Origin of the sequence: Hyphomonas sp. BRH_c22 (assembly GCF_000961795.1) — a bacterium.
GTDB lineage: Bacteria > Pseudomonadota > Alphaproteobacteria > Caulobacterales > Hyphomonadaceae > Hyphomonas.
Window position 1 is genome coordinate 40,604 of record NZ_LADU01000114.1, and the last position, 24,816, is coordinate 65,419.

Genomic DNA, 24,816 nt, shown 5'->3' on the forward strand with positions numbered 1-24,816 from the left:
TTCTTGTTGATGGCGGCTTAAACAAGCCCGCGGGTGGGAATGTGAATCACGTGACCGCAATGTTTGCAATGCACCGCATCACGGTCATGCATCATGAGTCCACACTCCTGGCATTCATGTTCCAGCTTGTCGTTGGGCTCGATAATGGCCCGCAGCAGCTGCAGGAACAGGGTGAGGCCCAGCACCATGATCATGATCGACAGGATCCGCCCGCCCTGTCCGATCATCAGGATGTCGCCATAGCCCGTGGTCGTCAGGCTGGTGACGGTAAAATAGAGCGCGTCGAGATAGGATTCGATGCTCGGATTGGTACCGATCTGCGTCGCATAGACAAGCGCCGCCATGATGAAGACAAACACGACGAGGTTCACCACCTTGTCGATCACGCGCTCATGGCGCTGGAAGAAAGGCGTCAGCACCTTCACCCGGCGCACGAACGTGAAGGCGCGTATGGCGCGAACCGCGCGCAGCACCCGCAGGAAGGCGAAGTTGGAGACGAACAGCGGCGCAAACATGGTGATCACCACAACCAGGTCGGCAATGTTCACAGGCCGGAAAAAGAAGTTGGTCCGGTGCCGGGCAATATAAAACCGGGCGAGATAGTCCAATGCGATCACCGCGCCAATCGCATAATCAAGCCCCACATGCGTGCGCCCCCGCATGCTGAACGGCGCCCACAGGAAATAGGCAATCGTTACGAAATCGAAGATCAGCATCGCCCAGCGGAACGTGAAGGGCCATTTCCCATGCCCCTCATACAGCCAGAACAGGCTCCGGTTCAGCCCCTTGCGATGACTCAATCTTGAGGCTCCAGCGTCTCGTTGAAGCGCACCGGCTTGCCGCCGCCCTTGGCGACAATCTCGCCGTCGCGCATCACAAAGCCGCCGCGCACTATGGTCGCCACCGGCCAGCCGGTCGCTTCGAACCCGTCAAACTGGGTCCAGCCGCATTTCGACTTCGACCATTCCGCCGTGATGGTTTCCTTGCGCTTCAGGTCCACGACCGTGAAGTCGGCATGATAGCCTTCGGCGATGCGGCCCTTGTCGGCGAGGCCGAACACGCGCTGCGGCCCGGCGCTGGTCAGCTCCACGAAACGCTGCAGGCTCAGCTTGCCGTCATTCACATGGGTCAGCATCACCGGCACCAGCGTCTGGACACCCGGCATGCCGCTGGGGCTGGCCGGATAGGGAAGCTGCTTTTCCTCAATCGTGTGCGGCGCATGGTCGGTCGCCAGCACGTCCACGATACCCGCGTTCAAGGCCCGCCACAGCGCCTCGCGGTGGCGCGCTTCGCGGACCGGCGGGTTCTGCTGCGCAAAGCCCTTGAGGCGCTCGTAGCAATCGGGCGCCGCCAGCGTCAGGTGGTTGGGAAGCACTTCCACGCTGGCCACATCCTTGGCGTCGCGCAGCAATTCCATTTCTTCGGCCGTGGAAATGTGCAGCACATGGATACGCTTGCCGCAGGCCCGCGCGATGCGCAGCAGGCGCCGCGTCGACGACACCGCCGCTTCCACGTCGCGCACCACAATATGGCTCTGCCAGTCGCCCGTCACCGCCAGCTCGCGGCGTTCGGCCAGCCGGTATTCGTCTTCGGAATGGAACGCGGCCCGGCGCTTGATCGCACGCAGCACGGCCTCGACGCCTTCATCATCCTGCACCAGAAGGTCACCCGTGGACGCCCCCATGAACACCTTGACACCGCAACAGCCCGGCGTAGCCTCCATTTCAGCGAGCACGCCGACATTGTGGTGTGTCGCGCCAGCATAGAAGGCATGGTCTATGTCCATGCGCCCCTTGGCGCGGGCCAGCTTGTCGGCCAGCATTTCGGGGCTGGTTGTCGATGGATTGGTGTTCGGCATCTCGAACACCGCCACCACGCCGCCCAGCGCGGCAGAGCGCGCCCCGGTCTCAAGGTCTTCCTTCCAGTCCAGCCCCGGCTCGCGGAAATGCACCTGGCTGTCGATCACGCCCGGCAATATGTGCAGCCCGGTGGCGTCATAGGTCTCGCCCGCGCTGGCGCCTGACAGGTCGCCAATCGCAACGATCCGCTCGCCCCGCACGCCAATATCCGTGCGGGCCTCGCCGCCGGGTGTGACAATGGTGCCGCCACGCAGGATCAGGTCAAATGTCTTGCTCATGGCCCCCCTTATGCTACTGCGCGCGGCGCCTGTCATCCCGTACAAGTGCAGCGGCGCGCAGGCGCGGCACGAAAGACACTGACAAACCCGTCAGCGCCCACTAGGTTGCCCCCATGTCAAAACGCATCATTCCCAACCGATCCATCATCCGCCTGTCCGGCCCGGACATGCTGGCCCTGCTCGAGCGCACGGTCACGCACTCCGTCGACAACTGGAACACCGGCGAGATGCGTTATGGCGCGCTGCTGACCCCCCAGGGCAAGATTGTCGCCGATTACCTGGCCATGCTGTCGCTCGACAACATCTATCTCGATGTGCACAGCGGCGCGGCGGATGACCTGGAAAAGCGGCTCAAGCTGTTCCGCCTGCGCTCCGACGTGGTGATCGAGCGCCTGACGGATGATGTCGTCACCGAAGGCAGCTGGGCCGATGTCCGCTCCGCCCAGCTCCCCCACCGCGCCATATCGCCGAAGGCCGAGATCGGCCTCGAAATGCCCCGCGAGGAATGGCACGCCGCCCGAATCGCCGCCGGCGTGCCCGAATGGGGCGCCGATTACCGCGCATCGGAAGTCTTCCCCACGGACGTCAACCTCGACGTCATGGGCGGTATCGACTACAAGAAAGGCTGCTTTGTCGGCCAGGAAGTGGCCAGCCGCATGAAGCGCAAGGGCAAGATCCGCAAGCGCACCCTGCCGGTTCACGGCGAGGGCCTGAAAGTGGGCGCTGACGTGCTGGCAGGTTCCTCCATCGGCACCATTTCCAGCGTGTCAGGCACGCATGGCCTGGCGCTCCTGCGCACCGACCGGCTCGTCTCGGCCGAAGCCGCCGGCCACGCATTCACCTGCGGCGGCCGCCCCATCACCATCGACCGTCCGGCCTGGCTGGACCTCGAACTCATCGCCCTGTCGGCCGCCAATGACTGACACCCTCCACTGTGCCTGGGCCCCGCTCGATGACCCCCTCTACCGCGGTTACCATGACACGGAATGGGGCGTGCCGGAGCGCGACCCGCGCGCGCTGTGGGAAAAACTCCAGCTCGACGGCATGCAGGCCGGGCTGTCCTGGATCACGATCCTGCGCAAACGCGACTCCATCCGCGCGGAATTCGACGGCTTCGACCCCGAGCGCCTTGTCCGCTGGACACCGGCCCGCATCGCCAAAGCACTTGAGAATCCGGGCATCATCCGCAGTCCGAAAAAGATCGACGCCACGATCGGCAATGCGCGCGCCTTCCTGGACATGGCCGAAGCGGGAGAGGATTTCTCGGACTATTGCTGGAACTGGGTGGGCGGCCAGCCCATCGTCAATCGCTGGAAAAGTTTCCGGCAGGCCCCGACATTCACCGACTGGTCGGCCGCCATGTCCAAGGACCTGAAGAAACGGGGTTTCAAGTTTGTCGGTCCCACGATTGTCTACGCATGGGCGCAGGCGGTCGGCATGGTGAATGACCATGATGTAACTTGCCCGCGTCATAAAGCTGTACAGAAGTCCCGATCATGAAACGCCTTGTCATCATTACACTCGCCAGCCTGCCGCTGCTCGCGGCCTGCACCGCCACATCCGGCGCGGACTACCGCAAGCAGGTCGCCTGGAACCGGTGCGCCAACTCTCCGGGGCCTGACGCCCGCGAGTCCTGCATCACGACACAGATCGCGCTGATGGAAGCCGCCGACCGGGCCGAAGCCGAGAGCCTCCAGGCCCGGCGGCAGGAGGCCGAGGACCGCCAGGCGCAGGCCGAAGCCCACGGCGTTCCGCCCGAGGCGGCCCGGCAGACAACTGATTCCGGCCTGACTTGGCCGAAATGACCGTCTGCAAGTCATCTCTCGACCCTGAGCCCAACGCGGTTTAAACCTAGTACATTGAATTAGCGACCATTCGAGGCGCAGACCCCGCTGCGCTCACCCTGAGGGCAAGATGAAAACTGCAGTCATATCGGCGACCGGCCTGTGGACGCCACCGCATTCGATTTCCAACGAAGAACTCGTCAAAAGCTACAATGCCTGGGCCGACAGCTGGAATGTCGCCTATGCCGCCGAGATCGGGGCGGGCACCGTTGATCCGAAAACCCATTCCTCCGTCGAGTTCATCGAAAAGGCGTCCGGCATCAAGTCGCGCTTCGTGATCGACAAGGAAGGCATCATCGACCCTGAAACGATGGCCCCGCGGATCGATGAGCGCCCCAATGACCAGATTTCGGTCATGGCCGAAATGGCCGTTCTGGCAGCGCGCGATGCGCTTGAGCGCGCCGGCCGCAAGCCGGAAGACATTGACGCCGTCATCTGCGCTGCGTCGAACATGCAGCGCGCCTATCCGGCCATGGCCGTCGAGATCCAGAACGCGCTCGGATGCGGCGGCTTCGCCTTCGACATGAATGTCGCCTGCTCGTCGGCCACGTTCGGCATCCAGACGGCGGCAGACTTCATCCGCAGCGGCAGCGCCCGGTCTGTCCTGATGGTCAATCCGGAAATCTGCTCCGGCCACCTCAACTTCACCGACCGCGACAGCCACTTCATCTTCGGTGACGTGGCAACGGCTGTTCTGGTCGAGGAAGAAAGCATTGCGCCGGCAGGGCACTGGAAAATCCTCGGCACGAAACTGAAGACCGAGTTCTCGAACAATATCCGCAACAATTTCGGCTTCCTCAACCGCGCTGCCCCGGAAGGCATCGGCGCGCCCGACAAGCTGTTCATGCAGGAAGGCCGAAAGGTGTTCCGCGAAGTGGTGCCGATGGTGGCCAACATGATTGCCGAGCATCTCGGCGAGCTTGGCTTGCAGGGCTCTGACCTGCGCCGCATGTGGCTGCACCAGGCGAATGCCAACATGAACCGCCTGATCGCGTCAAAGGTCCTCGGGCACGAAGCGACAGAAGATGAAAGCCCCACCGTGCTCGACACCTATGCCAATACGTCCTCGGCAGGGTCTATCATCGCCTTTCACAAGCATTCAGGCGACTTAAAGCCCGGTGAAAAGGGCCTGATCTGTTCGTTCGGTGCAGGGTATTCAGCCGGATCGGTCTTCGTCGAAAAGACGGCCTGAGGCGCCAGCCTATTCTTCGAGGTCTTCGGCGAACATGTCGCCCCACAGGGCGCGCCGGCTGGCACGGAAGGCTTCGACGACAACGATGATACAGCCGCCGAGCAATACGCAGAATGGCAGCGTCTGGCCGGAAACGAACTGGGTCATCATGTCGATCATGTCTGGTCCTTGCCCGGCCGGAATTTGAGAAGCGGCCTGCTGCCTGTGATATGCAATGCTTATGCCGCAAAGGACTTAACACCGCATTTGCCAATCAAGGCAGAAATGGGGTCACTTCGTAACCGGCACGCCTCCGTTTCTTTACCCTTGCTACCAATAGCTTAAAGATGGCCCTGATGAGCACTCCCCTGAAGCGTTCTGTTAAACCTCCTCGCGTCTGGCAGCGCATGCTGTCGGGGCGACGGCTCGACCTTGCCCACCCCTCTCCCGTCGATGTCGAGATCGAGGACATCGCACACGGCCTCGCCCGCGTCGCTCGCTGGAACGGGCAGACCAAAGGCGGCCATGCCTTTTCGGTGGCCGAGCATTCCGTCGTCGTGGAATCGCTGTGCCGTCACCTTCAGCCCGGCCTCAATCCGCGCGACTGCCTCACGGCCCTGCTGCATGACAGCCCCGAATACGTTATCGGTGACATGATCTCGCCCTTCAAGGCTCTGCTCGGCGAAAGCTACAAGTCAATCGAGGCGCGCCTGCAGGAAGCCATCCATATCCGGTTCGAACTGGCACCGGTGACGCCGGTCCGGCTCAAGAAGCTGATCAAGAAGGCCGACCATATCTCGGCCTGGTTCGAGGCGGTCCAGCTGGCGGGCTTTTCCGAACAGGAATCCAACAAGCTGTTCGGCACGCCGCCGGAAGGCATCCGCCTCAAGCTGAAACCGCTCGCCGTGCCCGACGCGCAGGCCGCCTTCCTTGCCCGCTACAGCCAACTCCACAATGAATTTGAAATGAGCAAACGGCGATGACCTATTCCGTACTGATTGGCCTATCGGCCGTGATGGTCGCCGTGCAGGACGACACGCCGCTGGTGCTCGTGACGCAGCGGGAAACCGGTGAAGACGCCCTGCCCTTCGGACCGTTCGACCCTGAGCGCCACCGCACGTTCGATCTGTCCCTTCGCGGATGGGTACGCGAACAGACCGGGTTCGAACTCGGCTATGTCGAACAGCTCTATACGTTCGGTGACAAGGATCGCGAGACACCCGAAGCCACGCTCGCCGACGCCCCGCCATCTGCCCGGGTCATCTCCGTCGGCTACCTGGCGCTGATGCCGGAAGCGGCACCAACCGGCGACCCGTTCGAAGCCCGCTGGCAGGGCTGGTACCGCTACTTCCCGTGGGAAGACCATCGCAACGGCCGCCCCGCCATTATCGACGCCGAGCTCGCCCCCCACCTCTACACATGGGCCGCCGGCAACCAGCAACGGCTCGACCGTGCCCGCATCGCCTTCGGGCTTGACGGCGCTCGCTGGGTCGAGGAACGGGTGCTGGAACGCTATGAGCTTCTCTACGAGGCCGGGCTTGTGGCGGAATGCACGCGTGACGCCGACCTCCCCCACCACGACACCCACCTCGGCGCCACCATGGCCTCCGACCACCGCCGCATCCTCGCAACAGCACTCGCCCGCCTGCGCGGAAAGGTGAAATACCGGCCCGTCGTGTTCGAATTGCTGCCCGAGCGTTTCACGCTCTCAGCGCTGCAGCGCACCGTGGAAGCCATTCTCGGCCTGTCACTGCACACGCAGAATTTCAGGCGGGCACTGGACAAGACAGACCTTGTCGCCGGCACGGGACGCCTGGAAACCAGTACGGGCGGACGTCCGGCAGAACTCTATGAATTCCGCCGGGATTATGTCCGCGGCATCGCCGCACCGGGTCTTGCCACACCGCGCAAGACCCAGGACTGATTACTCAAGGCCTTCCGGCTGCCCGACGATGACATAGGTGAATGCTTCGGGTGACAGGTATGCCTTCGCCACACGGTTCACGTCATCCAGCGTCACGGCATTGATGTTGGCGTTGCGCGTGTCGAAATAGTCGATGCCGAGTTCTTCCTGGCGCACGCCCATCATCTGGTCCGCAATCTTCGCGTTCGAATCGAAGCCCAGCGCATAGGAGCCCGTCAGATAGGCCTTGGCATCGGACAGTTCTTCTTCCGTCACGCCATCGGTGGCGAACTGGCCGAGTTCATCCTTGATGCCCGCGAGGAACTCGCTGGCGCTTTCATTCTTTGTCTGTCCGCCACCGCTCCACGTGTTGAGGTGTTCGGATGTGGACAGGCTGGTGTACACGCCATAGGTGAGCCCCTTCTCGACCCGCAATGTCTTCATCAGGCGGCTTTCAAAGCCGCCACCGCCGACCGTGTAGTTCAACGCATAGGCCGTGAAGAAATCGGGATGGTCCCGCGCCAGGCCCGGCGCCGTGAAGGAGACGAGGCTCTGCGGTTGCGGCAGGTCGACAACGACCGGATCGGCCAGGGAGGCTGGCAGAATAACATCGGCAACGGTTCCGATTTCGCTCGTGTCCGGCAAACCCGCCATGGCCTTGTCGAGCATCGGCGCCAGTGCTTCCGGCGTCACGGCTCCGACCGCCGTCACCAGCAGCCGGTCCTTCACCATCAGCTTGCGCATCTGCTCGCGCGCAAGTTCCGGCGTCAGCGCAGCAATGCTTTCGGCGCTCGTTTGCCGCGCATAAGGGTGTTCGGGATACATCGCATCGGTCAGCGCCTTGCGCGCCAGCCAGTTCGCGCTAGTCTCGCGCTGCTTGATGGCGATCAGGTTCTCGCGCTGGAACCGCTCGAACGGGCCGGTGTCAAAACGCGGTTCCGCGAATGCCGTGGCAATCAGGTCCATGGCCTCGCTGGCATTCTCGGTCAGCATCGAGCTTGAGCAGCTTGTCCAGTCATTGCCGGTCGAGCAGCCGAAACTCATGTTCAGCTCTTCCATCCGGGTCTGGAACCCCAGCGAGTCGAGATCGCCCGCGCCTTCGTTCATGCTGTAGACAACGGAATCGGACAGGCCTTCCAGTCCCTCAGGGTCTGACGTCTCCCCGCCTTTCCATGCCATCTCCAGCGAGATGATGGGAATGGACGGTTCGGAAACCAGCCAGACGGACACGCCGCCGGGCGTCACGAATTGCTGGATCTCGGCAAAGTCGCCCTTGTGGACATCGACCTGCAAAGCCGGTTCGGCGACGACGTCGGTCAGTGTCTCAGGGGCCGGTTCCGGCAGCGGCCGGGTCGCACAGGCGCCGAGTACCAGCGCGGCTGCAGCCCCCATCATCAGCTTCAGGCAGGTCATGCTACTGGTCTCCTTCGGCTGGAACGAGTTCGGATTCGATATAGTGCCGGTCCTCGCCGAACACTTTGCGAACGGCCGCAAGGGCCTCGTCTGTCGTGATCGAGCGGACCGCATCAGGATAGTTCAGGATGTCATCCACCGTGCCGCCAAGGGCCAGCGTGGAGCCGAACGTATTGGCCATCGCAGACTGGCTGTCGCGGCCATAGATCGCCTCGGCCGCCAGGGAATTGCGCGCCCGCACCACTTCGGCATCGGTGAAGCCTTCGGCGAGCACCTCACGCACCTTCGCGATGACCGCCGCGTCCAGTTCATCCAGTGACACGCCATCGACCGGGCTGGCGCTGATGACGGCCGGGCCTTCATCATGCAGCGTTGTCCAGGCATATGTGTTCACGTCTATGGCGATCTGCTTGTCCTCGACCAGCGCCTGGTAGAGCCGGCTGGTCATCCCGCCGCCCAGCACCGCCAGACCAACGTCCAGGGCATAGGATTCGCGCCGCTGCCGGGTCTGTGACAGGCCGGTATAATACCGGCTCCAGATCGGCTGGCGCACTTTGGGATCGGCATGCACGATCAGCTGCGTCTCTGACAGCAGCGGAACCGGCGCCCATTTGCGCGTGCCGTCCACCGTGCCGGTGGGTTCGATCTGGCCGTACGTCGCCTCGGCAAGCGTGCGGACCTCATCGCTCGTCACATCGCCCGCAACCACGAGGATCGCGTTTTCCGGCGAATAATACTTGCGGTAAAACGCCATGCCGTCTTCCGGCGTCAGGGCGGCGACCTCGTCCATCTTGCCGATGACGGTAATCTCGTAGGGATGCCCCTTCCAGAGTTCCGACAGCACCTGTTCCTGCAGGATCGCACCGGGATTGTTCTCGATGCGCTGGCGGCGTTCTTCCTTGACGACATCGCGCTCGGAAATGAACGGCCCCTTCGGGTCGTCATTGATCTTGAGGTTGCGCATGCGCTCGGCCTCAAGTTCCATCATCTTGCCAAGCTGCGGCTTGGCCACGCGCTCGAAATAGGCCGTATAGTCCCAGCTGGTGAAGGCGTTCAGCTGGCCGCCATTGCGCTGCACGATGGTCGTGAATTCCTCGGGCCCGAGTTTCTCGGTCTCCTTGAACATCACATGCTCGAACAGGTGTGCGAGGCCGGATTTGCCTGACGCTTCGTCAACCGCGCCGACCTTGTACCACACCATGTGCGTGACAACAGGGGCCCGGTGATCGGGCACGACCACGACCTCCATGCCATTGCCGAGCGTGAACGTTTCCGGCGCCCAAGCGGCGTCGTCCGCCAGCGCAACCGGGAACAGGAGAGCGACCGCGAGCAGCCCCCCGGTGATAATCCGTTTCATGGGCGTACTCCATCTCGTCATCTCGGGTATTCCGCGTTCGGTGTGATCAGGTTCCCGGCAGCTTCAGGCGGGCCGATCCGGTCGACCGCTCGATGACGATCTCGCCGCCGCCCGTGGCATTGTCAGTGCGGGCCGCTTCAAGGTCTTCCGCATTGTCCTTGCGCCAGAAAAGCAGCGTATCGACAACACCGGTCGATTTCCGGATCGTCTTGGTCTCTTCATAGTCGACCTGCGACCGGACCATCGGGTTGACGGCATTGGCGCCAGCCGCTGCGACAAGCGCGCGTTCAGACTTGCTGGCATCCTTGCCGATGGTCGAGCCAAAGGCGGTCGCGATTTCCGTGCGGGAAGGATCGACTTCCGCTGGCAGCGAGCCGCCAGCCTGCGGCGGACGCAGCGCATATTCCGGCGGCACGATCAGTGGCGCCTTGGTCACCACGCGGAATTCGTCAGGCGTGCGGGCACCGCTGCTGCCGGAGCTGCACGCTGTGGTCACGGCTATGGCAGCCCCGGCTGCAATCAAAAGAACAGGTTTCATCATGATAGGGCGTCCTCGCCTTGGTTTGGCATCGGTTTGATCATTAATTTTCAAGCTTTAGCCTGCTTTCGGCCCGACAGTAAGAACTGGTCGACAAACAGCAAGACTGCACCAACACTTATTGCAGCATCGGCGACGTTGAAGACCCATGGAAAAAACAGGTCATTGGCGTTGATAAAATCAACAACGGCGCCGAAACGCACCCGGTCGATCAGGTTTCCGAACGCACCGCCCACAACCATGGCGAGCGACAGTTTCAGCAGCCGTCCCTCCGCGCGCATCAGCCAGACCAGGAATCCGAGGGCGATCACAAGCATGACCGCGCTCAGCACCCAGCGCATGATGCCTTCAGATTGCAGGAATCCATAGCTCATCCCCCGGTTCCACAGCATGCTGAAATCGATCGGTCCGGGCAAGGGGATCGTTCCGCACATAGTGGGCGCATCCAGGCACGCCAGCGCGTTGAATCTCGGCTCTGACAGGACCAGCCATTTCGCCACCTGGTCGGCCAGGACGACGACAGGCACGAGGGCCAGCGCCCAGATATTTGCCGGATTGAACTTCATCGTCAGCAGATTGCAGACCCCGCCCGGCCAATCAAGCGATTCTCATCAGTCATGTGTCGCATCCCAGGCCTTCACCGTCAGGGCATCGCGCGGCGTGATATCCGGGAAAGCCGTGTCTGCGGTTGCCGGATCGAAGTATTTCCAGCTGCGGCGGCATTTCACGCCGCTGGCCTTGACCGGGTACACGATCACGCCCGGCGTATCGTCCAGCGTGAACCCGCCGCCTTCGCCTGCGGCCGAGTGCATGAGCTCTGCACCCGACGTGATGAACAGGTCGCCCGCATCCTCGCCCTTGAAGGCCTCGATCAGCGCCTCGTCCGCAACCAGCACGCGCGGCGTGGATTCCAGCGAAGCGCCGATACGCTTCTCGCGGCGTTCCACCTCGAGCGCCCCCGTCACCACGCGCCGCACGGTGAAGATCTTCTCCCACCGCGCAGCAAGACCATCATCCCGCCAGCCGTCCGGCGTGTCCGGGAATTGCAGCAGGTGCACGGAGGCCGCGCGGTCCTTCAGGTGGCTCTCTAGGAAAGCCTCCTCCATCGTGAACGGCATGACCGGCGCGAGCCATGTCAGCAGCCGTTCCAGCACCGCCGCCATGACGGTGCGCGCGGCGCGGCGGCGATTGCCGAATGCGGCCGTGGCCTCGTCCCAGGCATCTGCTGTCTCGAAACGCGGGTCGCAATAGAGGCTGTCCTTGCGGATATCGAAATAGACGGCCGACAGGTCCACGCCGCAGAAATTGATGAGCAGGCTCATCACCTTCTTGAAGTCGTAGACTTTGTAGGCGGCGCGCACCTGTGCATCGAGTTCGGACAGGCGGTGCAGCACCCAACGTTCGAGACCGGGCATCTTGTCCGCCGCAATCGCTTCATCCGCCGTGTAGCCATCCAGCGCGCCCAGCATGTAGCGCACCGTGTTGCGAAGCTTGCGATAGGATTCCACCGAACCCTTGATGATCTCGTCGGAGATGCGCAGGTCCTCGGTATAGTCGCCGGACGCCGTCCAGATGCGCAGGATCTCGATGCCGTATTGCTTTGCAATCTGTTCCGGCTCGATCGTGTTGCCGATCGATTTCGACATTTTCTTGCCTTCGGAATCGACGATGAAGCCGTGCGTCAGCACCTGCTTGTAGGGCGCAATGCCGCGCGTGGCGCAGCATTCCAGAAGGGATGACTGGAACCAGCCGCGATGCTGGTCAGAGCCTTCCATGTAGAGGTCGGCCTGGCCGGTCTCGGCGTCGATGATGCCGCGCTCGCGCAGGGCGAAGGCATGCGTCGTGCCGCTATCGAACCAGACGTCCAGCACGTCCGTCACCTTGTCCCAGTCAGCGGCGGCAAGGCCGTGCGGCGACAGGAAGTCTTCGGCAGGCGTGCTGAACCAGGCCTCGACGCCGCCCTTGGCAATGGCAGCCTTGATCGTCTCGTTGAGGGCCTGCGCCGTGTCGGCGGGCAGCGCCGCCGTGTGCGGCTGGCCGCTCTTGTCGACAAAGATCGTGATCGGCACGCCCCAGTTGCGCTGGCGGCTGATCAGCCAGTCCGGCCGGCCTTCCACCATGCTGCGCAGACGGTTGCGGCCTACGGCGGGGAAGAATTCGGTATCGTCGATGGCCTTCAGCGCATTCTCGCGCAGCGACTTGCCGTTCGGGCCCGGCTTGTCCATCGAGATGAACCATTGCGGCGTCGCCCGGCGGATGACCGGCGCCTTGGAGCGCCACGAGTGGGCATCGCGGATCGTCGTGATGCCGCGCGCCAGCAGGTTGCCGCTCTCGGCGAGGGCCGTGATCACTTCCTGATTGGCCTTGCCCGGCTCGCCGCGCTTCTTGCCGCTGGTGCGGATGATATCCATACCGCCAAAGCGCGGCACGTCCGGCGTGTAGCAGCCATCGGCATCGACGATCTGGCGGATATCCTGCGTCGTGCGGCCGGAACCCACCCAGACATTGAAGTCATCCTCACCATGCGCAGGCGCCGTGTGCACGAAGCCCGTACCGGCATCGGCGGTGACGTGATCGCCTGCAAGCATGGGGATTGAGTGAGTGAAAAACTCATCCATTTCAAACAATGGATGAAGCAACCGAAGCCCTTCCGGATCGACCTGATCAACACGAGTGAAGGACTTCACTTTTGCGTCACGCATGACACTTTCAGCAAGATCATCTGCCAATAGCATACGCTCGCCTGACTTAGCATATGGAGGAAAGCCCAGTTCCTCTTCCGTCATCACCTCGTCAATTTGGTAAACACCGTAATTGATGTCTCGACTAAAACTCACAGCTTGGTTTGCCGGAATTGTCCAAGGCGTCGTTGTCCAGATCACCACTGAGGCGTTTTTCACAAGGTCGCTCTTGGCCTGCTCGGCAGCCACATCTTCAGCGCGGCCAGACGTGCGCTGAATTATGCCGATCACCGGAAACTTCACCCAGATCACCGGCACCTTGCGGTCGTAATATTCCACTTCGGCTTCAGCGAGCGCGGTGCGCTCCACCGGGCTCCACATGATCGGTTTGGCGCCGCGCACCAGCGCGCCCTGCATGGCCATGCGCAGGAATTCGGCGACAATGGTCGCCTCGCTCTCGAACTTCATGGTGAGGTAGGGATTGTCCCACTCGCCCTCGATGCCGAGGGCGCGGAATTCCCGGCCCTGGATCTCGACCCATTTTTCGGCATAGGCGCGGCAGGCGGCGCGGAACTCCTCGCCCGGCACATCATCCTTGCCGCGATTCTTGGCGCGGAATTCTTCTTCCACTTTCCACTCGATGGGCAGACCATGGCAGTCCCAGCCCGGCAGGTAGGAGGCATCGTGGCCCGTCATCTGGTGGCTGCGCACGATGATGTCCTTGACGATCTTGTTCATCGCCGTGCCGAGGTGGATGTGCCCGTTCGCATAGGGCGGGCCGTCATGCAGGATCCATTGCTTCGCGCCGCGCGCCTTCGCGTCGGCCCGCAGCTCGTCATAGAGTTTCATCGCGTCCCAGCGCTTGATCCATTCCGGCTCGCGCTGCGGCAGGCCGCCGCGCATCGGGAAATCGGTTGTCGGCAGGAACAGCGTGTCGCGGTAATCGCGGTCAGTCAGGGAATCGGTCATGGGGTCTGTATGGCTTCTTGCGGTATCTGTGGGCTTGATACGGTTTTCCCGCGGGATTGCCACGGGTTTCTGGATATTTTCTGCAGCATGAATTCCCGGCTTCGCCCGCCCCGTCAAACCGGGTCAGTGCGCCGCCGGGTGTCTAATTCGAATGCAGCCTATCCGTGCCATGTTTTCCGCCTAGCAGGCGGGAGAAGCCCTGTCACTATCTGACGCTATCCTGGGCGGGCTGGGCGACCTGCGCCGAGACGTGCCCGCTGACCTCGGCAGCGACTTTAGCGCTGAGCACTTCGAACACTTCGGCATTCTCCAGAAGGTTCGCCCATGACACGCCATGGTCCAGGATGACATAGCGCGAGACGTGGACGGTGTTGTCATCGGTCTTGTAAACCGAGACCGCTGCGTAGGACTGGTCGATCGCGCTGATATCCTCGATTGATCGCGCTGAATCGAGCACAGCGAGGAATTCAATACCTCGGCAATCGGTCCCGTCAGGATTGGCGCAGGCAGTATAAATCCCGAAAGACATGCCGTCCTTGCTGATGGCAAAAACATAGGGTGCCTGCTGGGCGTTCACGCCCGTCAATGTCAGCGTGGCGCCCATGCCATCCAGTATCATGTGCAGATCGCCGGCGCTGACCGATCCGATCGTCATGTCGGGCGATCTGGCACCCGGCGACTGGGCGATGGCGCCAAGCGGTATCGCGAGGCACAAGGCGAGAGGCGCGAGAAATTTCTGCATGGAACTCCCAACGTCGGAACCCTTGAAGCGTTCCGGCTGACAGTATCAGTCTTGCGGGTAAATCGGGCCCTAATTGGGCGAGACTGCAGCGTCTTTCAGCCTGATGCGCGCTTCTGAGGCATCCTTGTGCATCTGCGTGATCATCGCATCGACGCCGTCAAACTTCAGTTCCGGCCTCAGGTAGGCGATCAGCTGCACCTCGAGCCATTCGCCGTAAATGTCCTTGTCGAAGTCAAAGATGAAGGTCTCGAGCAGCGGGTCACGCAGGCCCGTGGTGGGCGTGCGCCCGAAATTCGCCACGCCGTCATGCCAGTCTGTTTCCCCGCGCGTGCGTGCTCGCACGGCATAGACACCATGCCGGGGATGAATCAGGTCGTTGAGATGAACATTTGCCGTCGGGAAGCCGAACGTGCGCCCGTTCTTCTCGCCGGGCTCGACAGGACCGTCAGCAATCCACCAGTCTCCGAGAATACTCGCCGCCACTTCCGGCTCACCCGCCATCAGCGCCTGCCTGATCGCCGTGGACGATGCCTTGGCGCCATATTCCAGCACTTCCTCGACAATGGTGACGCCAAAACCGAGCGCCCGCCCAAGGCTGGACAAGCGCGCCGCATGGCCCATCCGTCCGCGTCCGAAGCGGAAGTCGAACCCGACCGAAACGTGGGACACGCCCAGCCCTTCAACCAGCACTGTCCGCACAAAGGCCTCGTCGGTCATGGCCGCCATCTCGCCATTGAACGGCAGCTCGAAAACCGTGCTGGCGCCCTCGGCCAGGATGCAGGCATTGCGCCTTTCAGGCCGGAAGATACGGAATGGCGGGTCGGTCGGCCTGAAATAGGCGCGCGGCGGCGGCTCGAACGTCGCGACCGCGAACGTCCCCTGACCGGCCTTGCGGGCCGCGTCGATCACCGCCCGGTGGCCCACATGCAGCCCGTCAAAGTTGCCGAGGGCGACAGACGCGCCCCGGGCGCTTTGCGGCAGTCCGCGATAATCGGCGAAAACGGCCATCAGGCCTCCCGGCGCGGCGCAACCACTTCGGCTTCGCCTGTAATCACGCGCTTGCCGTCAACCGTGCAATCAACCTTCAGCGTCACGCGATTGCCGCGATCCTGCTTCTCGGCGACTTCAGCGCGGACAGTGACCGTATCGCCGATATGGACCGGGCGCTTGAACCGCATGGACAGGCCGATGAAAATCGCGCCGGGTCCGGGCAGATTGTTGCCGAGAATGCCGGAGATATAGCTGGCGGTGAGCGCACCATGGGCGATGCGGCGTCCGAAAACCGTTTTGGCGGCGAATTCATCATCCATGTGCAGGGGATTGTAGTCGCCAGACACTTCAGCGAATCGCTGGATATCCTGTTCCGTGATCGTGTGCACGGTCTCGTGCGCCATGCCGATCTCCAGGTCTTCGTACTTAAAGCCGTTGAACTCGCTCATTCTTTTCGGGTCTCCGATATTGGTCTGAAAAGCTCGATACACGGGCACACAGCCCACGTCACCATCTTAGACCGGACATGGCATAGGTGGCCTGCTCGCCATAATCTGCCAGCAGGTCGATGACTTCGCGCTCGAAATCGGCGCCGTGCTCCTTCAGGCCGGTTCCAACATAGAGGCTGTCAAATCCCTGTAACCGTGCGCCGCGCACGTCGGTCGCCGGGCTGTCGCCGATGCACAGGATGCGGGATGGGTCCGTGCCGTGCTCGCCAAGCCGCTCGACGGCCAGTCTGTAAATCGCCGCGTGCGGCTTGCCGGGATAGATGACCTTGCCGCCAAGCTCTTCGTAGATCTCAGCCAGAGCACCGGCGCACCAGTAGAGTTTCCCGCCAACGCGCACCTGCTTGTCGGGATTGGCACAGATCATCGGCAGGTTCTGGTCGATGCCCTGCTGCAGCTCGGCGCGATAATCGTCCGGGCGGTCATTCACCTGGTCGCGCAGGCCGATGCACAGCAACAGGTCCGCCCGGGCGCTGTCGTCAAACGTCAGGTCGAGGCCATCATACAGGTACCTGTCATGCTCGAAGCCCTCGTCCGATCCGAGCCGCCAGACCGTCTGGTCGCGGCGCAGCATCAGTTCGGCGCGGGTGGCATCGCCGGAGGACACGCAATCGTCAAAGGCCTCCGCCGGCACGCCCAGTGGCTCGAAATACCGGATGACCTGGGCCTTAGGCACAGGCGCATTGGTGATCAGGCAGACACGCCCGCCCTGCTGGCGGAACGCGACCAGCGCGGCGCAGGCCTCGGAAAAGGCCGCCCGGCCATTATGGATTACGCCCCACACATCACACAGGATGGAGTCGTAGGCTCCGCGAATTGCGGAAAGGCCCGCAGGGAATTGAAGTTCGCTCATGCGGCGCGACCTAGGCTGCGCCGCAGCGGGGGTCAATCGGAACCGGGCCTATTGCGTCAGCCCGCACGCGCTCGCCGGCAAGGGATTCAGCATGAGCAGCCGGGCTGTCGGAATGGCATGGTCGTTGGCCAGGTAACAGCCGCGGACGGTGACAACCTGGCCGATATTCTCGCCAAGCTGCAGACTGTGCATGTATTCGCAGGTCACGCCATTGGCTGCAAACCGGGCCGGATCACCCGGGCGGATATACATCAGCAGATGATTCGAGCCGGTTGGGATCGACATCATCCGGACGTCTTCCAAGAGGCCGAAGTCGCAATCACCTTCCAGCCTGGAATATGTGCCGTCTTCATTTTCGAACGACGGGTAGGCCTCAACCGACAATGTCAGGTCCAGCAGGACGACCGAATGGTCCTCAATGGCCTCAAGGGCTGGCGGCGCTTCGAATTCCTGCGGACCGGGGAGTATCGCGCTGACGGTCATCACATCCGGCGGCGTCCAGGCAGCGGCGGCAGAGGCCGAACAAAGTGCGATAAAAGCCAATGTAATCATGCGCATGAAGCCGCTCCTGTCATCACCGGACAGGTGCAATAGGCATGACGATTAGGGCAAAAAGATGCCGGCCGGGCTCAGCCGAAGCTGGACAGGCGTTCCATCAGGGCGAGTGGCGGCGCGGTCTCTTCCATGAGCGAGGCCTTGATCGGGCGCGGCGCTCCGAAGATGTGGCCCTGGCCATATGGAATATCATATTCGAGGATCTCGACCACGCTGGCCTCGTCCTCGATCTTTTCGGCGACCATCGTGATGCCATACCGGGAGAAGACGGCGCTGACTTCTTCGCCATCGACACGCCGGTTGATGGACGAAACCGGACGCGCGCCATGCGGGTCGCGCAACTGGTCGATCAGCGTCGCGCCATTCATCTTGACGAAGCGTACACCGGCTGCCTGCAGGCGCGGCAGGTCGAGCGACAGGTCAGTGGCGTGATCGATCGAGAAGCGGAAGCCGAGCGCCGTGAGGCGGTCCATATTGTCCCGCATTGTCCGCGACCGCGTTTCAAAGCGATCCGCGCGGATTTCAAAGATGACCGCGCCCGACAGGTCGCGATTCTCGGTCATGAACTGCAGGAACATGGGGAAGAAGGCCGTGTCCTCCAGCGAGGACGCCGAGATATTGCAGAACACGCCGACACGGCGGTCGCGCTCGGCGAGGCGGCGGACGATCTGGACGCAGCGGAACAGCGTAAAATTGTCGATGATTCCCATCAGGTTGGCGCGGCGGCCGGCATCCAGGAACTCTGCCGGCAGGATGAGCGATCCGTCGGGCCGGCGAAGGCGCGTGAAGCCTTCGTAGAACGACACACGCCGCTGGGGCAGCGAGACGATGGGCTGAAGGTGCAGGTCAACCCGGCCATCCCTCAGGGCGTCCTTCACATCGCGCAGAATGGCATCTTCCTGCGGCGCGACAGAGGAAACGATCGAGGGTTCGGCCAGTTTCGATTCGAAGCTTCGCGACAGGCGGTCGATCAGGCCCTCGAGCTGTTTCATCTCTGTCACCAGCGCATCGCGGCGCTCGGTCAGCTCATGCTTGACGGTCGCCTCGACGGCGTCGGTGCGTGCATCGATGACATCGACCCGCTCTGCCGTGTCGCGGGTCCGGCGTTCGACCTGATCCATGCGCTCGTCGAGCTGGCGGCTGGAACGGCTGCTGGCGGTCAGGACATGAATCTGGGCGAGAATCACCGAAACGATTGCCCCGCTGGCGATCGACAGCGGCAGGCTCAAACCCGCATAGGTATTAACGCCATAGCCGACGCCGCTGCCTATTGCGATGTACAGCAGGAACAGGACAAATGTCATACGTTCAGCACCCAATTCATTCCATCAACCTTAACAAATAAGCCCCATTGGTTAACGAATTGCGTGGAAATGGCCTGATTTGGCATCTCCGACAATCCCGGCACAGTCCAGCGTTGCGGTTAGGTCACAGACTTTTTTATGTCACAGTCATGGCACGTCTCACGGCACTAGACAAAGGTTTAGGACGTCGGCATCCGTGCGTGCCAGTCCCTGGACATTCGATTGGCCGAAACGAGGGAGCGCGCGGCTCTGCAGCAAGGCGGCGGGCGGTTGTCTTACGGGGCCTTGCTGCCCTTTTTCCGCTTTCCCTGATCGATAAAAACCACGTCCGAAACGGGCCAGGAGAGATCGGCGCCCGGACAGCCGACGGCGAGGTGCGCCTCCCCTGCAAACTGCGACGCCTGGGTCATGCCGCACGGCTCGATCACGAGGCGAATCCCATTGTAATCAACCCAGTATCCGACCCGGTCCTTGTCATTCACGAGGTGGGTCACGACCAGGTCTCCGGTGTTGAATACGCTGGCCTTCGTGTCCCGTTCCCCCGGTAGCGGCTTGAGGATTGCCGCGTTGAATCCGCCGGCCGGTGACTGTTCGACAAAGGTGAAGGCGTCGGACGCTTCATAGGCCTTGTTGATGGCGGCGAGAACGTCGCTCGTGCCCCCCGGGCCGGACACGCGGAGCTGGGATTCATGCCCTGCCCGCCAGCTGGCATTGCGCACATCGTCAAGGCCTTCAAGATCCTCGCCGCGCAGCGAGAACAGCATGACGGCATCGAGATTCCGAAGATGTTCGGGGCTCATGTCATGCACGACACCGGCAGGTGTTCCAAAAAGGACACGCTTGCCGCCCGCCATCACGAGAACGCAGGGATTCGGGGCGGTGGCAGGGGCGCAAGGCAGCAGGGCGAAGTCGGTGCTGGTGATGGTGCGGGGGGTGTCAGGGGGTGTCAGGGGTGCGGCAGGGCCGCTGCAGGCCGCCGTCACAAGACCGGCCAGCAGAAACAGGATGCGCATGCGTGGAAACTCCGGACTAGGCGATGATGGTCTCACCCGGTTCCCTTACGATTTCGTTTTCGATGAAACCCAGCCCGTCGATTTCGACGCGTACGCGATCACCCGCCTTCAGCCATTTGGGCGGCGTGTGGCCGGCGCCGACCCCGGCCGGCGTTCCGGTGAAGATCACGTCGCCCGGCTCGAGCGTGAACGCGGCGGTGAGGTGGGCGATCTGTGCGGCGATGTCATGAATCTGGTCGCGGACATAACCCACCTGCCGCGGCTCGCCGTTGACGAAGGTGCGCAGTTCCAGTGACGGCAGGTCGGTAATCTCGTTCAGCGTGACGATGGCCGGACCGAACACGGCATGCGTATCGAACCCCTTGCCCATGATCATGGTCTGGCTGGCACGCTGCCAGTCACGCACCGAATAGTCGCAGCCAACGGTGAGACCGGCGACAATCTCGAAGGCGCGCTCGGGCGGGACGTGGCGCCCCCGCTTGCCGATGATGACCACCAGCTCGCCTTCATAGTCGAGCTGCTCTGACACTTTCGGCAGGTGCACGGCGTCATAGGGGCCATTGACCGCCGTCACCTGCTTGTTGAACCATTTCTGGACCTCTGGCTTCTTCGTGTCGACGAAGCTGACGCTCTCAGCGGCGTGCGCCGCGTAGTTGACGCCGATTCCAAGAATCTTGCCCGGCTTTGGCACCGGCGCGAGGAGCGTCACGGCTTTCAAGGGGATTGGGTCGCCGCACGGCGCCGCCTTCAGCGCGGCATCAAACGTGTCACCTGCAAGCGGCACAACGGAGTCGGCCTTCAATGCACCAAAATGCACCTCGTCATCAAATTGGAACCTCACCAGACGCATACCGTTACTCTCCCGTCACACTTTTGACCAAACACATTGCCAACCGTTCATCCCGCGTTGTGATGGTCTTTGGCAAGGGCTAGTGATGTGGGCTGTATAGGGGAATTGAGATGAGCCTAGGCGTACGAGCTCAGGAGAGCTCGCTTAGCGGCATATTCGGACAGGGAGAACGCCTGTGCATGCCGCCATATCAGCGTAGTTATTCGTGGGGAGAGCGTGAAGCACTCGACTTGCTCGGCGACCTCGCTGAAGCAACCGACAGCAGCATACCTCACTTCATTGGCGCGATCGTTCTCGTGAACGGCGCCGAAACCGGCATGGTCGAAATCGTTGATGGGCAGCAGCGGCTGACCACGCTGACCATCCTTCTGGCCGTGCTGCGCGACCTGGAAACGGACGCGGAGCGCGCCGCCGCGCTGCACGCCATGATCGCTGACGAAGCCCGCCCCATGCTGGGCGAAGCTGCCAATTGGCGGCTGACGCTGAACTATATGGATGGCGCGTTTTTCCGCGACACGATCCAGCGGCTCGGCGCCACGAAATCCCTTGAGAACGAGCCTGGCGAGAGCGACAGCCAGCAACGCATGGTTGGAAATGCCACCGCCATCCTCAAGGAATTGAAAAAGATGACCGACGAGCGGCGGCGCGCGCTGACCGATACGGTCGTCGCTGGCTGCGCGCTTGTGAGGGTTGTGGTGAACGACAAGGATCAGGGGTTCAAGGTGTTCCGGGTTCTCAATACACGCGGCAAGGAACCTGACGCGCACGACATCATCAAGACCGAACTGTTCCAGAAGGCCAAGTTTTCCGTCAGGGAGGCGAACGCCTATGCCGAACGCTGGGCCGAGCATGAAGCGGTTCTGGGCGGCGGCGCCTTTGACGATCTGCTTCGGCAGATCCGCGCGATCCATGACCGGTCACCGAAGGGCGACCTTGTTGCCGGTTTCCAGAAAGCCGTCCTGTCGAAAATCGATCCGCGCAAATTCCTCGATGACCTGCTGCCGAACTATGTCGCTGCCTATCGCCAGATCACGACGGCAAAGGTGAGTGATGGCCCGAATGCCGCGCTCGTGTCCGATAAGCTGAACCAGCTGCGCGCGCTTGAGCAGCAGAGCTGGCGTGCCCCTGCCCTCAAATTCCTGGTCGAGCGCGGGATCGATTCGCCGATTGCTCCGCAATTCTTCACGGGCCTGGAACGGCTCGGCTACGTGATCCAGCTGATCCTCCACGACAAGGACCAGCGCAACAAGCGTTTCAGCAAGGTCAGCGAAGCCGTTACCAATGAACGCACGCTGCTGGCCAAGAACGGGCCATTTGCCATCACGAAGGATGAGGCCCGCAAGGTGCACGAACGCCTGCTGGGACGTTTCGCGACCTTCGGCCAGCGCCGGGCCATGGCCTTGCGCCTGAATGCGGCGCTGGACGACGGCTTTACCATCCCCCCGGAATCCGATGCGACCGTCGAGCATGTGCTGCCCCGCAGTGTGCAGGAAGACAGCCACTGGATGATCACCTGGCCGGACCCCGCCAAACGCCGCGAACAATGTGACACGCTCGGTAATTTCGTGCTGCTGACCCACAAGGTGAACCAGAAGGCCGACCGGCACGACTATCGCGCCAAGAAAGAGGTTTACTTCAATGGCGGCGGCGGCGCCGATTTCGCATTGACGCGCGACTTGATGGACCAGGATGCCTGGACGCCGGAAGTGGTGCGCAAACGTACAGAGGGCCTGGCGGAAATTCTGATCAACGAGTGGCAGCTGGCCGTCTGAGTTAACGCCCTGCCAAAGCGCCCGTGCCCGTCTATTCGCGACTTTTCGCTAGGTGACCCCTAGCCGCTGCGCAAGGCAGGCCTTACGCTCCCGCTCAAAGCAAAACACGAGGGAGCGGCGCCATGAGCCTGTTTGATCTATCCGGAAAATCAGCCATCATTACAGGATCATCGCGCGGCATCGGCCGGGCGATTGCCGAGGCCATGGCCGACCAGGGTGCGAAAGTGACGATTTCGTCGCGCAAGCCCGGCCCGTGCCAGGAAGTGGCCGCCGCCATCAATGAAAAGCACGGTGACGGCACCGCGATTGCCGTGCCCGCGAACATCTCTTCCAAGGAAGAGCTGCAGGCCATGGTCGATGCAACAAACAAGGCCTTCGGCAAGATTGACGTGGTGGTCTGCAACGCCGCCGCCAACCCTTATTACGGCCCGATGGAAGGCATTACCGACGACCAGTTCGAAAAAGTGCTGCAGAACAACATCATCTCCAACCACTGGCTGATCCAGATGTGCATGCCGCAGATGCGGGAACGCAAGGACGGCGCGATCATCCTGGTGTCGTCGATTGGCGGCCTGCGCGGTTCGCCGATCATTGGCGCCTATAACATCTCCAAGGCCGCGGACTTCCAGCTTGCCCGCAACCTGGCCACCGAATACGGCAAGGACAATATCCGCGTGAACTGCATTGCGCCCGGACTGATCCGCACCGACTTCGCCCGCGCCCTGTGGGAAGACCCGCAGAACCTGAAGCGCGCCCTTTCCGGCACGCCGATGGCACGGATTGGCGAGCCGGAAGAAATCGCCGGCGCGGCCTGCTATCTCGCGTCGAAAGCCGGCAGCTACATGACTGGCCAGATGATGGTCGTCGACGGCGGAGCGACATGCTGAGCCGGCAATGCACCTGACCGACGAACCGGGCTCCCCGGCTGCGGCACAAACTGACTTCGCGACGTTCCGCGAAATCGACATCCGCATCGGGACCATCATCGAAGCGGCACCGCTTGATGGCGCGCGCAAGCCTGCCTGGCGCCTGGTCATCGATTTCGGGCCCGGCGTGGGCCTGAAGAAGAGCTCGGCCCAGGTGACGGAGCACTACTCGCCGGATGCCCTCATCGGAAAGCAGGCTGCCGCCGTGGTCAACTTTCCGCCCCGCCAGATCGGCAAGTTCATGTCGGAAGTCCTGACGCTTGGATTTCCGGATGCTGACAATTCGATTGTATTGTTCTCACCAGATTTTCCAGTCCCGAACGGAGCCCGACTCGCATGAGCCGCACTGACATGTCTGCCCAGCAGACCGAATTCTTTGACCGCCTGAAAAATGGCTTGTGGGACTTTCCCGCCGGGATCAGGAATCTCGGCATCCGGCCCGATCTCTGGCTGAAGGAGGTCTCCTACGGGCACACCCTGTATGAGTGGCCGAATGACGGCTCGCGCGACATCGGCGAGCAAAGGGTGTTTGGCGGCTGGGTTGCCGGCCTGTCGGACCATATCGTGTCGATGACAATGGCCAGCGCGCTGGAGGATGGCGAGTGGTTCACGACGATGGAGCTGCAGACGCGCATCCTGCGGCCCGTGCCGCACGGCCTGATCACGATTGAAGGCCGCCTGGTGAGCCGGGGCAGGACGACCGGTCTGGTCGAAGCGGACTGGCGCGACGAGAAGGGCCGCCACTTGGCACGCATCACCGCAGCCAAGGCGATCCGCTCGATGGAAGAGTTGCGCGGGCCGGCCGCGCAGTCGGTTTCCTAGGGCAGCAACAGGCAGGCGTCGCCATAGGAATAGAAGCGATAGTCTGATGCGATCGCATGCGCATAGGCCGCCTGCATCACGTCCGTTCCCATCAGTGCGCAGACCAGCATGAAAAGGCTGGAACCCGGCAGGTGGAAATTGGTGACGATGGCATCGGTGGCGCTCACGGCATCGCCGGGCTTGAGGAAGATGTCGGTGGGCCCGGTGGCAGGGACGAGGGTGCCGGAGGGGGTGGCGCAGCTTTCAAGCGTGCGCATCGCCGTGGTTCCGACGGGGACGCAGCGGTGGCCTGCGGCGCGTGCGGCGTTGAGCCGGCCAGCGGTTTCCGGCGTCAGGCGGCGCCATTCGGCGTGGAGGCGGTTGGCTTCCAGCTGTGCCGCTTCGAGTGGCTTGAATGTTCCAAGGCCAACATGAAGGCGAACGGTCTCGCGTTGCAGGCCGGCCGCGTCCAGTTCCGACAGGAGGCGCGG

The 24,816-nt window shown here is 62.4% G+C and carries 27 protein-coding genes; 10 read left to right on the forward strand and 17 right to left on the reverse strand.

Going from position 1 to position 24,816, the window contains the following annotated elements; translation table 11 throughout:
- Positions 1–17: 17 nt before the first annotated feature.
- Together VR74_RS15705 and VR74_RS15710 are read right to left on the reverse strand one after the other, a co-directional pair.
- Positions 18–800 (reverse strand): ion transporter, encoded by a 783-nt coding sequence (locus VR74_RS15705; protein WP_299949442.1) that lies wholly within the window; start codon positions 798–800, stop codon positions 18–20.
- Positions 797–2,137 (reverse strand): dihydroorotase, encoded by a 1,341-nt coding sequence (locus VR74_RS15710; protein ID WP_045694270.1) that lies wholly within the window; start codon positions 2,135–2,137, stop codon positions 797–799. Before VR74_RS15710 ends, VR74_RS15705 begins: the two co-directional genes overlap by 4 nt.
- Before the next feature lie 113 nt (positions 2,138–2,250).
- On the opposite strand from VR74_RS15710, the gene VR74_RS15715 reads away from it, so the two are divergent.
- From VR74_RS15715 to VR74_RS15730, 4 genes are all read left to right on the forward strand, one after another.
- On the forward strand, positions 2,251–3,060 hold the full coding sequence (locus VR74_RS15715) for a folate-binding protein YgfZ (RefSeq protein ID WP_045694271.1): 810 nt from the start codon (positions 2,251–2,253) through the stop codon (positions 3,058–3,060).
- The gene (locus VR74_RS15720) at positions 3,053–3,637 is read left to right on the forward strand and encodes a DNA-3-methyladenine glycosylase I (RefSeq protein ID WP_045694273.1); all 585 of its coding nucleotides are present in this window, start codon (positions 3,053–3,055) and stop codon (positions 3,635–3,637) included. Before VR74_RS15715 ends, VR74_RS15720 begins: the two co-directional genes overlap by 8 nt.
- Complete coding sequence (locus VR74_RS15725; protein ID WP_045694275.1) at positions 3,634–3,942, forward strand: hypothetical protein; 309 nt, start codon at positions 3,634–3,636, stop codon at positions 3,940–3,942. The genes VR74_RS15720 and VR74_RS15725 overlap by 4 nt, the downstream gene beginning before the upstream one ends.
- A 109-nt stretch (positions 3,943–4,051) precedes the next feature.
- Positions 4,052–5,173, forward strand: a complete 1,122-nt coding sequence (locus VR74_RS15730) for a beta-ketoacyl-ACP synthase III (protein WP_045694277.1) — start codon at positions 4,052–4,054, stop codon at positions 5,171–5,173.
- A 9-nt stretch (positions 5,174–5,182) separates the two neighbouring features.
- Here VR74_RS15730 and VR74_RS21190 read toward each other — a convergent pair whose 3' ends face one another.
- Complete coding sequence (locus VR74_RS21190; RefSeq protein WP_299949444.1) at positions 5,183–5,332, reverse strand: hypothetical protein; 150 nt, start codon at positions 5,330–5,332, stop codon at positions 5,183–5,185.
- Positions 5,333–5,508: 176 nt separating this feature from the next.
- Here VR74_RS21190 and VR74_RS15735 point away from each other — a divergent pair, with 176 nt between their 5' ends.
- Positions 5,509–6,135, forward strand: a complete 627-nt coding sequence (locus tag VR74_RS15735; RefSeq protein WP_299949446.1) for an HD family hydrolase — start codon at positions 5,509–5,511, stop codon at positions 6,133–6,135.
- Positions 6,132–7,076: an NAD regulator gene (locus VR74_RS15740; RefSeq protein WP_045694281.1), complete on the forward strand. Its 945-nt coding sequence runs from the start codon at positions 6,132–6,134 to the stop codon at positions 7,074–7,076. The genes VR74_RS15735 and VR74_RS15740 overlap by 4 nt, the downstream gene beginning before the upstream one ends.
- Here VR74_RS15740 and VR74_RS15745 read toward each other — a convergent pair whose 3' ends face one another.
- The 13 genes from VR74_RS15745 to VR74_RS15805 all read right to left on the reverse strand — a co-directional run bounded on the left by VR74_RS15745 (position 7,077) and on the right by VR74_RS15805 (position 20,826).
- A complete protein-coding gene (locus VR74_RS15745) occupies positions 7,077–8,468 on the reverse strand; it encodes a pitrilysin family protein (RefSeq protein ID WP_299949447.1) in 1,392 nt (463 codons plus the stop codon).
- 1 nt (position 8,469) lies between these two features.
- Positions 8,470–9,825 carry a pitrilysin family protein gene (locus VR74_RS15750; RefSeq protein ID WP_045694282.1) on the reverse strand — a complete coding sequence of 452 codons (1,356 nt, stop codon included), beginning with the start codon at positions 9,823–9,825 and terminating at the stop codon, positions 8,470–8,472.
- Between the two features lie 46 nt (positions 9,826–9,871).
- Positions 9,872–10,366 (reverse strand): DUF3035 domain-containing protein, encoded by a 495-nt coding sequence (locus tag VR74_RS15755; RefSeq protein ID WP_045694284.1) that lies wholly within the window; start codon positions 10,364–10,366, stop codon positions 9,872–9,874.
- Between the two features lie 47 nt (positions 10,367–10,413).
- Positions 10,414–10,929 (reverse strand): signal peptidase II, encoded by a 516-nt coding sequence (gene lspA / locus VR74_RS15760; protein WP_299949449.1) that lies wholly within the window; start codon positions 10,927–10,929, stop codon positions 10,414–10,416.
- A 45-nt stretch (positions 10,930–10,974) separates the two neighbouring features.
- Positions 10,975–14,013: an isoleucine--tRNA ligase gene (gene ileS, locus VR74_RS15765; RefSeq protein ID WP_045694286.1), complete on the reverse strand. Its 3,039-nt coding sequence runs from the start codon at positions 14,011–14,013 to the stop codon at positions 10,975–10,977.
- Positions 14,014–14,218: 205 nt separating this feature from the next.
- Positions 14,219–14,755 (reverse strand): hypothetical protein, encoded by a 537-nt coding sequence (locus tag VR74_RS15770; RefSeq protein ID WP_045694287.1) that lies wholly within the window; start codon positions 14,753–14,755, stop codon positions 14,219–14,221.
- Between the two features lie 69 nt (positions 14,756–14,824).
- Positions 14,825–15,763: a riboflavin biosynthesis protein RibF gene (gene ribF / locus VR74_RS15775; protein WP_045694289.1), complete on the reverse strand. Its 939-nt coding sequence runs from the start codon at positions 15,761–15,763 to the stop codon at positions 14,825–14,827.
- Positions 15,763–16,194, reverse strand: coding sequence for a MaoC family dehydratase (locus VR74_RS15780; protein ID WP_045694290.1), 432 nt, complete (start codon positions 16,192–16,194; stop codon positions 15,763–15,765). The genes ribF and VR74_RS15780 overlap by 1 nt, the downstream gene beginning before the upstream one ends.
- A 58-nt stretch (positions 16,195–16,252) precedes the next feature.
- Positions 16,253–17,104 (reverse strand): TIGR01459 family HAD-type hydrolase, encoded by an 852-nt coding sequence (locus VR74_RS15785; protein WP_045694291.1) that lies wholly within the window; start codon positions 17,102–17,104, stop codon positions 16,253–16,255.
- A gap of 48 nt (positions 17,105–17,152) precedes the next feature.
- Complete coding sequence (locus VR74_RS15790) at positions 17,153–17,662, reverse strand: hypothetical protein (protein ID WP_045694292.1); 510 nt, start codon at positions 17,660–17,662, stop codon at positions 17,153–17,155.
- Between the two features lie 71 nt (positions 17,663–17,733).
- Positions 17,734–18,963: an EAL domain-containing protein gene (locus VR74_RS15795; RefSeq protein WP_045694293.1), complete on the reverse strand. Its 1,230-nt coding sequence runs from the start codon at positions 18,961–18,963 to the stop codon at positions 17,734–17,736.
- Between the two features lie 275 nt (positions 18,964–19,238).
- A complete protein-coding gene (locus VR74_RS15800) occupies positions 19,239–19,976 on the reverse strand; it encodes a hypothetical protein (RefSeq protein ID WP_045694294.1) in 738 nt (245 codons plus the stop codon).
- Positions 19,977–19,992: 16 nt separating this feature from the next.
- Positions 19,993–20,826, reverse strand: coding sequence for a fumarylacetoacetate hydrolase family protein (locus tag VR74_RS15805; protein ID WP_045694296.1), 834 nt, complete (start codon positions 20,824–20,826; stop codon positions 19,993–19,995).
- 110 nt (positions 20,827–20,936) lie between these two features.
- Between VR74_RS15805 and VR74_RS15810 the strand changes: the two genes are divergently transcribed.
- The 4 genes from VR74_RS15810 (at position 20,937) to VR74_RS15825 (ending at position 24,346) form a co-directional block, all read left to right on the forward strand.
- Complete coding sequence (locus tag VR74_RS15810) at positions 20,937–22,598, forward strand: DUF262 domain-containing protein (RefSeq protein WP_045694298.1); 1,662 nt, start codon at positions 20,937–20,939, stop codon at positions 22,596–22,598.
- A gap of 122 nt (positions 22,599–22,720) precedes the next feature.
- Positions 22,721–23,485, forward strand: a complete 765-nt coding sequence (locus VR74_RS15815) for an SDR family oxidoreductase (RefSeq protein ID WP_045694299.1) — start codon at positions 22,721–22,723, stop codon at positions 23,483–23,485.
- 7 nt (positions 23,486–23,492) lie between these two features.
- The gene (locus tag VR74_RS15820) at positions 23,493–23,864 is read left to right on the forward strand and encodes a tRNA-binding protein (RefSeq protein ID WP_045694301.1); all 372 of its coding nucleotides are present in this window, start codon (positions 23,493–23,495) and stop codon (positions 23,862–23,864) included.
- The gene (locus VR74_RS15825; protein WP_045694302.1) at positions 23,861–24,346 is read left to right on the forward strand and encodes a PaaI family thioesterase; all 486 of its coding nucleotides are present in this window, start codon (positions 23,861–23,863) and stop codon (positions 24,344–24,346) included. Before VR74_RS15820 ends, VR74_RS15825 begins: the two co-directional genes overlap by 4 nt.
- Here the strand turns inward: VR74_RS15825 and VR74_RS15830 are convergent.
- Positions 24,343–24,816 (reverse strand): S-adenosylmethionine:tRNA ribosyltransferase-isomerase (locus tag VR74_RS15830; protein WP_045694304.1); only part of this gene is annotated, 474 nt, incomplete at its 5' end. The genes VR74_RS15825 and VR74_RS15830 overlap by 4 nt on opposite strands.

What these genes read in the sequence shown, in the direction of transcription:
- VR74_RS15710 (WP_045694270.1), bottom strand. Translation starts at nt 2,137, where the DNA reads ATGAGCAAGACATTTGACCTGATCCTGCGTGGCGGCACCATTGTCACA.
- VR74_RS15715 (WP_045694271.1), top strand. Translation starts at nt 2,251, where the DNA reads ATGTCAAAACGCATCATTCCCAACCGATCCATCATCCGCCTGTCCGGC.
- VR74_RS15720 (WP_045694273.1), top strand. Translation starts at nt 3,053, where the DNA reads ATGACTGACACCCTCCACTGTGCCTGGGCCCCGCTCGATGACCCCCTC.
- VR74_RS15725 (WP_045694275.1), top strand. Translation starts at nt 3,634, where the DNA reads ATGAAACGCCTTGTCATCATTACACTCGCCAGCCTGCCGCTGCTCGCG.
- VR74_RS15730 (WP_045694277.1), top strand. Translation starts at nt 4,052, where the DNA reads ATGAAAACTGCAGTCATATCGGCGACCGGCCTGTGGACGCCACCGCAT.
- VR74_RS21190 (WP_299949444.1), bottom strand. Translation starts at nt 5,332, where the DNA reads ATGATCGACATGATGACCCAGTTCGTTTCCGGCCAGACGCTGCCATTC.
- VR74_RS15735 (WP_299949446.1), top strand. Translation starts at nt 5,509, where the DNA reads ATGAGCACTCCCCTGAAGCGTTCTGTTAAACCTCCTCGCGTCTGGCAG.
- VR74_RS15740 (WP_045694281.1), top strand. Translation starts at nt 6,132, where the DNA reads ATGACCTATTCCGTACTGATTGGCCTATCGGCCGTGATGGTCGCCGTG.
- VR74_RS15745 (WP_299949447.1), bottom strand. Translation starts at nt 8,468, where the DNA reads ATGACCTGCCTGAAGCTGATGATGGGGGCTGCAGCCGCGCTGGTACTC.
- VR74_RS15750 (WP_045694282.1), bottom strand. Translation starts at nt 9,825, where the DNA reads ATGAAACGGATTATCACCGGGGGGCTGCTCGCGGTCGCTCTCCTGTTC.
- VR74_RS15755 (WP_045694284.1), bottom strand. Translation starts at nt 10,366, where the DNA reads ATGATGAAACCTGTTCTTTTGATTGCAGCCGGGGCTGCCATAGCCGTG.
- lspA (WP_299949449.1), bottom strand. Translation starts at nt 10,929, where the DNA reads ATGAAGTTCAATCCGGCAAATATCTGGGCGCTGGCCCTCGTGCCTGTC.
- ileS (WP_045694286.1), bottom strand. Translation starts at nt 14,013, where the DNA reads ATGACCGATTCCCTGACTGACCGCGATTACCGCGACACGCTGTTCCTG.
- VR74_RS15770 (WP_045694287.1), bottom strand. Translation starts at nt 14,755, where the DNA reads ATGCAGAAATTTCTCGCGCCTCTCGCCTTGTGCCTCGCGATACCGCTT.
- ribF (WP_045694289.1), bottom strand. Translation starts at nt 15,763, where the DNA reads ATGGCCGTTTTCGCCGATTATCGCGGACTGCCGCAAAGCGCCCGGGGC.
- VR74_RS15780 (WP_045694290.1), bottom strand. Translation starts at nt 16,194, where the DNA reads ATGAGCGAGTTCAACGGCTTTAAGTACGAAGACCTGGAGATCGGCATG.
- VR74_RS15785 (WP_045694291.1), bottom strand. Translation starts at nt 17,104, where the DNA reads ATGAGCGAACTTCAATTCCCTGCGGGCCTTTCCGCAATTCGCGGAGCC.
- VR74_RS15790 (WP_045694292.1), bottom strand. Translation starts at nt 17,662, where the DNA reads ATGCGCATGATTACATTGGCTTTTATCGCACTTTGTTCGGCCTCTGCC.
- VR74_RS15795 (WP_045694293.1), bottom strand. Translation starts at nt 18,963, where the DNA reads ATGACATTTGTCCTGTTCCTGCTGTACATCGCAATAGGCAGCGGCGTC.
- VR74_RS15800 (WP_045694294.1), bottom strand. Translation starts at nt 19,976, where the DNA reads ATGCGCATCCTGTTTCTGCTGGCCGGTCTTGTGACGGCGGCCTGCAGC.
- VR74_RS15805 (WP_045694296.1), bottom strand. Translation starts at nt 20,826, where the DNA reads ATGCGTCTGGTGAGGTTCCAATTTGATGACGAGGTGCATTTTGGTGCA.
- VR74_RS15810 (WP_045694298.1), top strand. Translation starts at nt 20,937, where the DNA reads ATGAGCCTAGGCGTACGAGCTCAGGAGAGCTCGCTTAGCGGCATATTC.
- VR74_RS15815 (WP_045694299.1), top strand. Translation starts at nt 22,721, where the DNA reads ATGAGCCTGTTTGATCTATCCGGAAAATCAGCCATCATTACAGGATCA.
- VR74_RS15820 (WP_045694301.1), top strand. Translation starts at nt 23,493, where the DNA reads ATGCACCTGACCGACGAACCGGGCTCCCCGGCTGCGGCACAAACTGAC.
- VR74_RS15825 (WP_045694302.1), top strand. Translation starts at nt 23,861, where the DNA reads ATGAGCCGCACTGACATGTCTGCCCAGCAGACCGAATTCTTTGACCGC.